This window comes from Secundilactobacillus paracollinoides DSM 15502 = JCM 11969 (assembly GCF_001311135.1).
Taxonomy (GTDB): Bacteria; Bacillota; Bacilli; order Lactobacillales; family Lactobacillaceae; genus Secundilactobacillus; species Secundilactobacillus paracollinoides.
This window is the reverse complement of sequence record NZ_BBAG01000005.1, coordinates 22,660-33,840: the sequence shown is the minus strand read 5'-3', so window position 1 is coordinate 33,840 and position 11,181 is coordinate 22,660. Positions and strand designations below refer to the sequence as shown.

Here is an 11,181-nt window from a genome sequence, read left to right as displayed (position 1 = left end):
TCGGCCAATAAATAGTATTTAGCATCAATTCAACCTCTGCTTAGTTGCTGGCCGGTGTCCGCCACTTCGCAAGAATCAGTCCAACAACCAAGCCAATCAATGCCTGCACTGTCCAGCCAAGTCCCAGACTGAATCCGGGCAGCCACTGGCCCCAACTGAGGACTTGCGCCACCCAGCCATGATGCAGGCTTGTGGACATCGCATTCAGTCCGTCAAGGATGGCCGGAATCACTGTGAACACCGTTACCGTACCAAATAGCCATCGCGATTCCCCCAAGAATGGTGTCAATAACCCCAGCAAAATTAACGTAATGGCAAGTGGATAGATAAAGTATAGGATTGGCGTCGAAATCACTAGTAGTCGTTCCAAACCAACGTTGGCAAAAATCAGCGGCAACACACTCGCCAGGCCAATCAAGAGTTGGTACGACACCTTCGGAAATAGCTCTTTAAAGGTGTCCCCAAATGCGGTAATCAAACCAATCGCAGTCTTTAAACAGGCAATGATCACAATGACTGCCAACAGTGCGTTACCTAAATCACCGAAGTACGCGTGGGCAACGTTTGCAAGAATCGGACCGCCATTTTCTGCGCGGCCAAAACGACCAAGCGCGTTTCGCCCTAGAAGTGCCAGTAACCCGTAAATAACGGCCATCAGCGCAACTGCTAAGCCACCGGCGCGAATGGTGTCCTTCGCAATCTGGGTGGCTGCGTGACGCCCAACCCTTTGATGGCGTTCACCACAATTATCCCGAACGCCAACGCTGCCAAGGCATCCATCGTGGAATAGCCAGCGGTAAAGCCGGCAACTAGTGGTACCTTGGCAAAATCACCAACCGGGGCCTGTCCATGCCCCATCGGTTTAATCAGAACCATAATTAACAAAATTGCGAGCAGTACCAGAAACGCCGGCGTCAACACCTTGCCTACGTAAACCATAATTTTCGAGGGCTTGCGAGCAAAGAACCACGCAACCGCGAAAAAGAGAATCGAGTACACTAATAAACCACCGCTCTGATGGGTCTTTGCCACAAATGGTGTTAACCCAACGGAAAACGAAATGGATGCCAACCGCGGCAACGCGAATAAGGGTCCAATACACATGTACAACAAAATCGTAAACACATAGGCGTACAGCGATTCACCTTTTGAGCCAGCGTAAAGACACCGTCCGTCTTTGTAATGCCGATGGCAGCCACCCCTAACAAGGGCAGTCCAACGCCTGAGATCAGAAATCCAATCAGGGCTGGCCAGTAGCTTGTCCCCGCTTGTTGCCCCACAAAAACAGGGAAAATAAGGTTCCCTGCGCCAAAGAACATGCCAAATAACATCATGCCAATGAACAGCATGTCGCGGCTTGTTAATTTTTTAGTCATCAAAATGGCCTCTTTCAGTCGCATACGCGACAGTCTTACCTGTATTTTATCAAGGATTTGATTGACAAGGTAGGCTTTGGTCTTTGATCTCATGAGGTTCTAACAAAGAGCGCGACAAAAAGCGGTTAGAGATGGGCAGCGAGGTTTGTTTTGTTGATGCATAATCACTAATCTGATTACTTTTCGGACATCTTTCTATGCCACATAGCAGAAACGTGTTCCGCAAGGCTGAGGCTACTGCATCAGCCAACTCTGGCAAAAATCCAAGTTTGTCGTGCTAGTTATTAGAGCGTTACTTGCGACGTGCTTTACTTTTATCTAGCGGGAACGCGTTCCGGGAAACTGAGGGCTACTGCGTAAGTGACTCTGACAAAAATACCAGGTTTGTTGTACTTGTTATTGGAGCGTTACTTACGACGCGCTTTACTTTTATCTAGCGGAAACGTGTTCCGCAAGGCACGGGGCTAACGTGTAACGGACTCTGGCAAAAAAAGTCAGGTTTATTGTGCTTGTTATTAGAGAGTGACTTGCGACGTGCTTTACTTTTATCTAGCGGAAACGCGTTCAGCAAGGCAAGGGGCTACTGTGTAACGAACTCTGGCAAAAAAGTCAGACCCGGACTTTTCTGCCAGAGTCCGTTACACTCCGCCCCTTAACCGCCTTGCTTCACGCTCTACAACGGTCTCCTCAACTCAAACTCATTCCCCAACATCGCATAATTCGGCCCAGCCAATCTTGCAACTGGATTAAACGCATGGTAGTCCACATACTTCTTATCCGGATCCAACACCGACTCATCAAAGTACATATCTGTCACTTCCAAAAAGAAGAAGTCGCTCATCGGCTGGCCTGTTGGATCCTTCAGCAGTTTATAGTCGTACAATTTTGTTTCAAAACGGATTTTTGCCGCCTTAAGTCCCGGCACCTCCACCGTTTGGCTCGGCACCAGCGGCAGGTTGATCAAATCCAGTTCACTTTGATCATGCGGGAGCGAGGCCGCCGTCGCGTTCATTTGTTTCACGAGATCTTCGTCAACGAGGTGAACCACGGCCTCTTCGTGCGTCAAAATATTGTCCGCGGTATCCTTGCGCTTACCGTTTCGGTACCCAACCGACAGCGTCAGCCAAGGCATCAGTCCCGATGCAACCTGAAAGAAGCTAATGGGTGCCAGGTTTAACGTTTCAATATCCTTTGTCATCACCCAGGCAATTGGCCGCGGAATCACGCTGCCCGAGAGCAATTTATAGCGTTCCACTGGTGTTAAATCATCGCTTCTAAAATGATACATCTCACTCATCCTCCTTGGCTCCGAGCTATTTTTTGGAGCAACCCAATCAGCTGCACTTGTTCATCCGTCGTCAACGGCATCTCCACATTTTGGGTGCCGCGATTAAACGCCGCCGTAATGGTTGCCAACTCATCAGTTCCCTTTTGCGTGAGAAAAATCTGTTTATTACGGCCATTATTGCTGGGCCGTTTGCGCACAATGTACCCGTCACGCTCTAAGTTCTGTAATAAATTGGAGACACTGGCACTCCGGCGATGAAAGAGGTCCGCGAGTTCCCGTTGAATAATGCCCGGTCGTTCGCCAATCATCTGCAACGCGCGGGATTGTTCGGGCGTCATCGGACTGACTTCGCGCAGTTTTGACTCAACCATTCGGCGCTGATTAATAGAGATCGCGCGCATGAGGTCGTTGATCAATTCACCATTTGATACCATTTTCATGCCTTTCTTTGTTTTAAGTAGATGGTCTTTTGACACCAGTATAACCGAGGATTTTCAAAAAAGATAGATGTTTTATGATTAGGTACTTGACAGTTAGATACCTATGCATTAATCTTAGCTACCGTTAAGTATCTAACTATTTCAAAGAAGGTCCTACACATGCAATCCAAATCATACATCCGGTGGCTTCTGGTCGCCGCAGTCATCCTCAGTGCGTTTACCATGATGATCAACCAAACGATCCTCTCAGTCGCGCAACCGCATCTCATGAACACGTTTAACATCAGCACCTCGACCGTTCAGTGGCTATCCACTGGGTATTCGCTTGTGAGCGGCATCCTCATTCCCGTCACAGCGTGGTTGGCCGACCGCTTTAATACCAAGTGGCTCATGCTGTCTTTCGAAACCATTTTCCTTGTCGGGACGGTGGTCGCCGCAGTAGCTGGCAGTTTTCCAGTTCTGTTGATTGCCCGGTTGATCCAGGCCATCGGTGCCGGCGTGCTGTCCGGCATGAGCATGACCATCCTCTTCTCCGTTTACGGCCCCGAAGAACGCAGTGTGCCCACAACGTTGATGGGCCTAGTCTTCGGTCTGGCACCCGCCATCGGTCCGACCCTTGGCGGCTGGCTCGTTGACGGTTGGGGCTGGCAATCCATCTTCTACGTAATGATTCCAGTCACCGTCATCACCCTCATCATGATTCTGATCTTCATGGCCGACGTTGTGCCACACCGAATCGTGCCGCTCGATTGGCTATCCGTCATTTTATCCATGGTCGGCTTTGGCGGCATCCTCTACGGGGCGTCAAATATCGGCGATCACGGGTGGTTAGCCGCCATCTCATTTTGGCCGATGGTCCTTGGCGTTCTTATCATGGTCGCCTTTCTTTTCCGGCAATCACGAATTGCCAACCCCATCCTTCAAATCAAAGTCTTCGCGAAGGGCAACTTTGCGCTCGCTTCCGTAATCAGTGCCATTGCGCAAATTAGCATGGTCGCTGTCGAATTCATTTTACCGATCTACCTGCAAAATATTCGCGGGTTAACCGCGTTGCAATCAGGATTAACACTGCTGCCAGGGGCCATTGTCATGTTTGTGATGAGTCCAGTGGCCGGTTATCTGTTGGGCAAAGGGCGCGGCAAACAGATCATCATTCTCGGCGTTGCAACCATGACGCTAAGTACCCTAGCTCTTTCCTTCATCACCGTCAGCACCGCAACCTGGATCATCGTTGCCCTGTATGCTCTGCGAAATGTTGGCCTGGCCCTCGCATGATGCCTTCAGGAACCTTGGGTATGCAGTCACTGACGCCTGACCTGATCAGCCACGGGAGCGCCGGCAACAACATGGTCCGTCAAATCGGTGCATCGATTGGGACAGCTTTGCTTGTTTCCGTTATGCAAAACGTTTCTGATAACGCTGCGCCAAGCACGGCTCTGTTGCGAACGAATCCGCACGCTTATGTGACTCAAGTACACCAAGCCTTCATGACCGGAACGCACGCCGCGCTGCTGGTGGCGGCGGGTATCGGTGTGGTCGGCATCATCGCTGGCCTTTTCTTAAAGACTGAGGCCAAACCAAAGCAAGCACCAGTTGCTGAACCTGCAAAAGACTAGCCGTCAACCCAATGCTGGCATTTCGGCCGCAAGACTCCTATAATTCGATTTAACTAAACAGTCTTTGGGGGAAACGATTATGGAATGGGGAACAATTTCAGAGTGGGTCGCAGCAATTTCAGAATTTCTAGCCGTCTGTGTCGCCTTATTTTTACCGTACATGAACGAACGGCGCGAGCAAAAGCGCAAGCTGCGAAATTTACGTATCTCAATCAAAAACATGGGCGAGGAAGCCATCGCTGGCGACAAGGTTGCCTTACGCACACTCGATATGGTCCTCATCATCTCATTTCTCAATTCGACCGGTGCCGCTAACGAAAAGGTTGCTGTCACCGGACGGAAGATCATTGAATTGATCAAGCACTGCCAGCACAAGATAGCGCTGATTATCCGGAGAAGATTGCGGAAGTCAGAGCGTTGATTGACGCCGTTCAGAATAAGTAATTTCGGCACTATAAAACGACCTCGAGCCTGATCCTGCATGGATTAGTTCGAGGTCGTTTTATTATAGATCATGACAATTATCCGTGAGTTAAACTATCCTACTAAAGCTGTTTAGCAGCTACTTCACCAGCAATCCGCCCGCTCGTCAGTGCAAATTGGACCGAACTACCAGACATGTACACGTGGTTATAGATGACTTTATTAGCCGTTTCACCAGTTGCAAAGAGGTTTTTGATGACTTGCCCACCATCTGTTAAGACCTCAAATTGCTTTGTCGTTTTCACACCGCCAAAGGTTCCCATGATGACCGGGTAAATTTTAATTGCATAGTAGGGTACTCTTTCAACTGGAACCGTATACTCCGGATCTTTCCCCATTGTATCGTGTCCCTCATGCGCACCTTGATTGTATGAAGTCATGGTCTCACTAAGTACGTCAGCTGGTACCTGCATCTGTTTTGCCAGATCATGGAAATTGTCAGCAACCACCACTTCTCCAGAGGCCAATCCAGTCTTTAGCGCTTCAATGATATCAGCATTTTCCTTAGTAGTGTCCAGAATCAGCCACGGTGTTTTTGCTGCAATGACGTCATTAGTCACGACTGCGTAGTGCGTCTGTTCATTCATAAATCGTTTACCATCACCATCGACGTAAACCTTTGATCAATCCATCATTAATGGAAATGTGTGACGAACATTGGTGGTAATTCCCTCGCCAATAACCCAGGGGTCTTCGTAGAGAGCTGCACCAATTTGATGCGCCATTACAATACCATCTCCCTGATTACCAGCACCAGAGAAACTATGCTCATACGCTGACTTGGCGGCTGGCACGAATTTTTCCATCAATGCTTTGCTCTTAGAAAAACCGCCGGATGACAGAATTATCTTTTTAGCCGTAATTTCAATGTCACCATCTGGGGTAGTTGCCGTTAACCCTGTAACGGCCCCCTCCGCATCTGTTAATAATGATTTAGCTGCAGTATTCAACATCACTTTGACCGGCGTTTTAGCCAACGTAGCTGATAAATTTTGAATCAACAGCGGACCACCCAACTCGCCGCCCTTTCCAGGAAAGTGGATGCGCTTAGCGGGATCCAAACCAAATCCCGTAATGTCACCATAGTGATGGCCGGCATGATCCACTAACCATTCTGTCGTTTTTACTGCCTCATCCATGTAATAATCCACAAAATCATAGTCTGGATACGGTCCATCAGGATTAGAAGTGGCTTCGCGTTCGTGCCAAAGATTCATCCAATCCTGCTTTTTGTCGTGGATTCCCCGCTCACGTTGAAAACGCGTATTAGTTGCTGAAATACCACCACCTGACATACCTGTTGATCCGCCTAACTGTGCTAGTTTCTCCAAAATAATAACACTCGCGTCACTTTGGCTTGCTGATAAGGCTGCTGAAATACCTGCCCACCGCCACCAACAATCAACACATCCGTCGTTAAAGTTTTGGTCATCTCAAAGACCTCCCTGATATTGATTAACTTATATTGTATTCGCTTTCAACACCATGCTATCATTTTCACAAAATAAAATAGTCAACAATACCCAACAGGTGTCCAGATAACGGTATACTATTTGTGAACAGTTCACTAGGAGTTGAGAAGCCATGAATGACAATGATCTACGTGTCAGAAAAACCAAACAGCAACTACAGCGCGTTTTGATTCAGCTGTTGCAAACCACGACCTTTTCAAAAATCACTGTGAAACAGATCTGTGATACCACCCTCATCAATCGCACCACTTTTTACCAGCATTATCATGATAAATCGGACCTGCTATACGATATGTTTGAGGGGCTCACCATCGATAATCACAACTTAGCGTTGCACAGGCTCATGAATGAACCCTTTACCATGTTTGTAGAAATCGTGAAGGCCCCCTTGCCAGACATCATTAGCAAACAAAATAGCGACCCAGAATTTCATTGGACTTACCGGCAATACTTTTTAAACTACTACATGGAGGCACTGAACCGCGCCAATTGGTCATCAACGATTCCAAAAGAACTTGTCGCGTACACCCTCGTTAACAATGCGTTTAGTTTTCTGGAATGGCAGGCTGATCTGAATGTGACGATTTCTGAACGGGAGTTGAATGCGCTGTTTCGGCGGATGATTAAACTGCCTGATGTTTAGTGCCGAAGGTCGATTCAAAATATAAGAGGTCCCAACTCAACCCCCAAATCAGGGATTTCAGTTGGGACCTCTTAACTCTGAAATAAAACGCCTTCTGTCACACTCTTGTTGGTTTAATCCAGTAGCGAAATATCCCCAGAAAACTGTTTCATAAACTGCTCAGCAATCGCGCTACTACTCAGCCGAAGCGTAAGATTATGATTTCCAGGGCGCATGATATCCTTGTAGCGATACCAAACCACGCGCTCACTAATAATGACCACTTCAGGCGTCTCCTCACAAGTCACAAACTTGGGTACCTGGTTAGTAATTTGCTTATACGCCTGCTGATTAGGTTGGCGTTGTTGTGGTGCGGAAACCACTTGCAAGTTCGTTGTATTCACGCGTTTAAGAATGGCCGTGGTCGTTTCATCAATTTGCTGGCTGCCAATAATCACGCTTTGGTTATCCTTATTGACCGATTCTAAATCAGCCAAAAATGCATTCTTAGCATGCTGACTATTAAGGATTTGAATACCTTGATCACGGTCCTCATCAGACAGTACGCGATAGTGAAGGTCACGATAGGCTTTCAAACGTTTTTGATACATCCGTGCCAGCATCGGTATGAACAGATCAACATAATCGTACACCAGCAAGTCCGACTTATTGTCTAAGTCCCGATTCAACCGACCAACATACTGTTCAACGGTGCCTTTCCATGATACCGGCATCGTAATCAGCAGCGCATCGATTGATTTCACATCGAAACCTTCACCAATGTACGACCCAGTGGCAATAATGATGTATGGTGCCGTCTGTTTTTCAATTTCTGCCACAACGGCTTGGTTTTCCTTAGGCTTTTGTCGACCAGAGAGTTCAAAAACCGGTAAATGCTCCTTTTCAAGCGTTGTTTTCAAGAGTTCGATATGGGCTTTCCGTTGTGTTAACACTAATTGATGGCGCCCGTTTTGATAGTTTTCTCGAATATCGTTTAAAATCAGGTCATTGCGATCAACAGACTGCGTCATCGCCTCGTAGTTTTCAGCTAAACTGTTACTCTCCAGCAACGCGCCATTGATCTCACCTAAATTTGTAACTCGCGTAATGAGTGTTCTTTCAGTTGTCATCAACTGTTGTTCGTCAACTTTAGCGGTCTTATACGCAATCTGCCCAGCCCGTAAAAATATGATTGGATCCCAGCCATCCCGCCGATATGGCGTTGCAGAAAGCCCATAAATGTAGCGGGCCGCTAATTTTTTGATCACATTGTCAAACGTAACTGCTGCTAAATGATGCACTTCGTCAATGATAACCGCTTCGTAATCCTTAAAGAACTCTGCAAGATTATCGACGCGATCCAGCGTCTGGAAAGTGGCAATATCCACTAACTTACTCCGTCGTTTTTTGGACCCAAAATAGGTGCCAATAACGGTTTTATGTTTTTTTCGGCCAGTTTTTGTCAGTTCAACAAACGGTTCATCGTCAATTTTTAAAAATTCTGTGAGTCGGTTTTGCCATTGTTCGGCTAACTCCCTGTTGTTTACGATAACTAGGGTTTTAACCTTCAACTTTGCAATCACACTCGCAGCAATGACAGTCTTACCAAACCCTGTCCGAGCCGATAGGATGCCCATGTGTGTTTTCAATAGCGCTGTTTGCGCCGCTTGCTGTTCAGGCCGAAGCTGACCATTAAAGGTCGCGTGTAACGTTTTGCCTCGAATCGTTTTATCAGTAATCTTTGGCTCATCCAGACTTTGTTCAAGGTGGTCTTCGATCCCTCTAGGCAAAACTAAGAAGTGGTCGTTACCAGAAGCGAGTGAAATGTAGCGCGGTGTATTGTAGGTGCTTAGCCGATTCTTTTGTTTTTGAAAGAAATCGGGATTAGCAAAGGTGGCCGTCCACTTAAGGGCATTGATCTGCTTAGTGGTGAGTTGCGTTTTATCAATGTACAGTTGGTCACTGCGAATAATGCTGAGTCCTTTTTTAATCGTCGATAAATCGTTATGCAATAATTCAGGTGTGTCAGTTTACCCAGAGTTGCACTCACCTGTTCGCCAGTTAAAGTGCCGATCTGTGCTAAAAATTGCCATTGATCCGCATAGGCGTTAAACTTCTCGTCAATAAACAGGCTGCCATCGTTGTCTTTCATGGCTTTGTATTGTAGCGGCGCCGCGATTAAATTACAAAATCCCTTCCGTGACAAAACATCTTGGCTGGGAAAAAGACGATCAAACGCTTCAAACGAGATATCTGGGTCGGTCGTCATCGCTTCGCGCAGTACATACATGCCAAGTTTACGTGCAGTTTCAGCTAAAATCGGTTCACTAAAGAAGAACCATAAATGGCTGCCATTCCCTGACTGGGAGCGTTCCATTGCAACCGGTAAATCATACTTGTGGCACACTTTAAGGATCGATTGGGAAATTGATTGCCAGTTATGCTTATCAATATCGATAACCAGAAAGTTCGTCGTATCATCCTTTAGCATTGGGTAGAGACCAATAAAGGCCTCACCCTTTAGATGTGCCTTGATAACGGCATCCGTCAGTGGCCACGGATGCTTATAATCCTTTTGCCCGTTACTGTAAAAACCAGTCTTTGGACTATAAACATTCTTTTGCAATTTCTTATTAAAATAACGGTCAGCATAAACATCTTGTCGTGCATTGAACCGCTGACGATAAAGGGCGATTTTCTGCGTTGTTGTGAGGTGCGTGTTCGTTTGCAATTTAGTATTTGGTTCTGTTTGCACGGTAATTTTTGCAGACTTTTTCGCATGAAAGCGGGCTCTAAATTGATCGAGCGGTTCCGCCCAAACCTGGGAATCGTCGTCAACCGTGTAAACAGCTAACTTGCTCTTAGTATTCCGGTCAACGGCAATACTTGTTAAACAAAATTGCCGCCCCCGCTCATCGATATAAAATTGTTTAGCCATGTGCGCACCCCACCTCTCATCATTGTTATCCCCATTCTATCGAGTTATTCGCTTGAATACTAGGTATGTCGCTATATTCCGCCCGTTTTATCCCCGACTTTACGTTTTTTTACAAAAAGACATGCTTTTCCTTGCCTTAGCCTAACGCTAACGTGCTAAAGTAGCCTCAACCTACAAAAATAAAAAAGAGGTCATCACCATGACAACTGCACAACCACTCACACTCATCACCGGTGCCAATCGGGGAATGGGCTTTGAAATTGCTAAAGAACTCGGCGCAAAGGGGCAACGTATTCTACTCGGTGCCCGAAACGCTGAAAAAGGGACCCAGGCTGTCGAACAGCTCAAACAATCTGGTATCGACGCCACCCTGATTCCGCTCGATGTTACCGATAAACAATCCGTTCAAGCAGCTGCAGACCGTATTGCAACCGACTATGGCAGTTTGGATATCTTAATCAACAATGCCGGTGCCGTGTTCGACGGGCGTCAACAACCTTCCGTCGTCAACACCGACCAAATGCGTCAGGATTTCGACCTGAATTACTTTGGCGTCGTTTACATGTGCCAGGCCTTTTTGCCCCTATTGAAAAAGGCACCCAAGGCCAAGATCATCAATGTTTCCAGCATGATGGGTCCATGACTAACGCCCTGAACCCACAAGCCAGTGTTTTTCGGGCTGTCGCCGTTGGCTATCAGTCTGCGAAAGCCGCTGTTAATATGTACACCGTGCAACTGGCCAAGGAAATGACGCGTGACGGGTTGCCAATTACCGTTAACGCCATTGATCCAGGGATGGTTGCCACTGAATTTGGCGGTGCTGATCCTAAACAGGTCGCAAAAATGGGCGCTAAACCGGTTGACGAAGGCGTTGCCCGGACCGTTGAATTAGCCACCAGCTGATGATGACAGTAACGCAACGTTTACGAATACGGATGGCACGGTA

General features: G+C 47.2%; 10 protein-coding genes and 2 pseudogenes. 6 read left to right on the top strand and 6 right to left on the bottom strand.

Going from position 1 to position 11,181, the window contains the following annotated elements:
• Window positions 1-40: 40 nt before the first annotated feature.
• From brnQ to JCM11969_RS03380, 3 genes and pseudogenes are all read right to left on the bottom strand, one after another.
• Window positions 41-1,376 (bottom strand): annotated as a pseudogene (gene brnQ, locus JCM11969_RS03390) (branched-chain amino acid transport system II carrier protein).
• A 673-nt stretch (window positions 1,377-2,049) separates the two neighbouring features.
• The gene (locus JCM11969_RS03385) at window positions 2,050-2,664 is read right to left on the bottom strand and encodes a flavin reductase family protein (protein WP_054708257.1); all 615 of its coding nucleotides are present in this window, start codon (window positions 2,662-2,664) and stop codon (window positions 2,050-2,052) included.
• Between the two features lie 5 nt (window positions 2,665-2,669).
• Window positions 2,670-3,098 carry a MarR family winged helix-turn-helix transcriptional regulator gene (locus tag JCM11969_RS03380; protein ID WP_054708254.1) on the bottom strand — a complete coding sequence of 143 codons (429 nt, stop codon included), beginning with the start codon at window positions 3,096-3,098 and terminating at the stop codon, window positions 2,670-2,672.
• A gap of 165 nt (window positions 3,099-3,263) precedes the next feature.
• Between JCM11969_RS03380 and JCM11969_RS03375 the strand changes: the two genes are divergently transcribed.
• The 3 genes from JCM11969_RS03375 to JCM11969_RS17540 all read left to right on the top strand — a co-directional run bounded on the left by JCM11969_RS03375 (window position 3,264) and on the right by JCM11969_RS17540 (window position 5,141).
• Window positions 3,264-4,379 carry a DHA2 family efflux MFS transporter permease subunit gene (locus tag JCM11969_RS03375; RefSeq protein WP_054708251.1) on the top strand — a complete coding sequence of 372 codons (1,116 nt, stop codon included), beginning with the start codon at window positions 3,264-3,266 and terminating at the stop codon, window positions 4,377-4,379.
• Window positions 4,380-4,399: 20 nt separating this feature from the next.
• Complete coding sequence (locus JCM11969_RS03370; protein ID WP_054708248.1) at window positions 4,400-4,720, top strand: MFS transporter; 321 nt, start codon at window positions 4,400-4,402, stop codon at window positions 4,718-4,720.
• A gap of 79 nt (window positions 4,721-4,799) precedes the next feature.
• On the top strand, window positions 4,800-5,141 hold the full coding sequence (locus tag JCM11969_RS17540) for a hypothetical protein (protein ID WP_054708245.1): 342 nt from the start codon (window positions 4,800-4,802) through the stop codon (window positions 5,139-5,141).
• Between the two features lie 124 nt (window positions 5,142-5,265).
• On the opposite strand, the pseudogene JCM11969_RS18590 reads toward JCM11969_RS17540, so the two are convergent.
• Window positions 5,266-6,534 (bottom strand): annotated as a pseudogene (locus JCM11969_RS18590) (FAD-dependent oxidoreductase).
• Window positions 6,535-6,787: 253 nt separating this feature from the next.
• Here JCM11969_RS18590 and JCM11969_RS03350 point away from each other — a divergent pair.
• Window positions 6,788-7,318 carry a TetR/AcrR family transcriptional regulator gene (locus tag JCM11969_RS03350; RefSeq protein ID WP_054708239.1) on the top strand — a complete coding sequence of 177 codons (531 nt, stop codon included), beginning with the start codon at window positions 6,788-6,790 and terminating at the stop codon, window positions 7,316-7,318.
• 113 nt (window positions 7,319-7,431) lie between these two features.
• On the opposite strand, the gene JCM11969_RS03345 is transcribed toward JCM11969_RS03350, so the two are convergent.
• Both JCM11969_RS03345 and JCM11969_RS18585 read right to left on the bottom strand, forming a co-directional pair.
• Window positions 7,432-9,216 carry a DEAD/DEAH box helicase gene (locus JCM11969_RS03345; RefSeq protein WP_369523186.1) on the bottom strand — a complete coding sequence of 595 codons (1,785 nt, stop codon included), beginning with the start codon at window positions 9,214-9,216 and terminating at the stop codon, window positions 7,432-7,434.
• A complete protein-coding gene (locus tag JCM11969_RS18585) occupies window positions 9,147-10,235 on the bottom strand; it encodes a TOTE conflict system archaeo-eukaryotic primase domain-containing protein (RefSeq protein WP_054708233.1) in 1,089 nt (362 codons plus the stop codon). The genes JCM11969_RS03345 and JCM11969_RS18585 overlap by 70 nt, the downstream gene beginning before the upstream one ends.
• A 199-nt stretch (window positions 10,236-10,434) precedes the next feature.
• Between JCM11969_RS18585 and JCM11969_RS19615 the strand changes: the two genes are divergently transcribed.
• Together JCM11969_RS19615 and JCM11969_RS19610 are read left to right on the top strand one after the other, a co-directional pair.
• The gene (locus tag JCM11969_RS19615; RefSeq protein ID WP_263849994.1) at window positions 10,435-10,878 is read left to right on the top strand and encodes an SDR family NAD(P)-dependent oxidoreductase; all 444 of its coding nucleotides are present in this window, start codon (window positions 10,435-10,437) and stop codon (window positions 10,876-10,878) included.
• Window positions 10,875-11,138 carry an SDR family NAD(P)-dependent oxidoreductase gene (locus JCM11969_RS19610; RefSeq protein WP_263849993.1) on the top strand — a complete coding sequence of 88 codons (264 nt, stop codon included), beginning with the start codon at window positions 10,875-10,877 and terminating at the stop codon, window positions 11,136-11,138. The genes JCM11969_RS19615 and JCM11969_RS19610 overlap by 4 nt, the downstream gene beginning before the upstream one ends.
• Window positions 11,139-11,181: the final 43 nt, after the last annotated feature.

What these genes read in the sequence shown, in the direction of transcription:
- JCM11969_RS17540 (WP_054708245.1), top strand. Translation starts at nt 4,800, where the DNA reads ATGGAATGGGGAACAATTTCAGAGTGGGTCGCAGCAATTTCAGAATTT.
- JCM11969_RS03380 (WP_054708254.1), bottom strand. Translation starts at nt 3,098, where the DNA reads ATGGTATCAAATGGTGAATTGATCAACGACCTCATGCGCGCGATCTCT.
- JCM11969_RS03370 (WP_054708248.1), top strand. Translation starts at nt 4,400, where the DNA reads ATGCAGTCACTGACGCCTGACCTGATCAGCCACGGGAGCGCCGGCAAC.
- JCM11969_RS03385 (WP_054708257.1), bottom strand. Translation starts at nt 2,664, where the DNA reads ATGTATCATTTTAGAAGCGATGATTTAACACCAGTGGAACGCTATAAA.
- JCM11969_RS03375 (WP_054708251.1), top strand. Translation starts at nt 3,264, where the DNA reads ATGCAATCCAAATCATACATCCGGTGGCTTCTGGTCGCCGCAGTCATC.
- JCM11969_RS03350 (WP_054708239.1), top strand. Translation starts at nt 6,788, where the DNA reads ATGAATGACAATGATCTACGTGTCAGAAAAACCAAACAGCAACTACAG.
- JCM11969_RS18585 (WP_054708233.1), bottom strand. Translation starts at nt 10,235, where the DNA reads ATGGCTAAACAATTTTATATCGATGAGCGGGGGCGGCAATTTTGTTTA.
- JCM11969_RS19615 (WP_263849994.1), top strand. Translation starts at nt 10,435, where the DNA reads ATGACAACTGCACAACCACTCACACTCATCACCGGTGCCAATCGGGGA.
- JCM11969_RS19610 (WP_263849993.1), top strand. Translation starts at nt 10,875, where the DNA reads ATGACTAACGCCCTGAACCCACAAGCCAGTGTTTTTCGGGCTGTCGCC.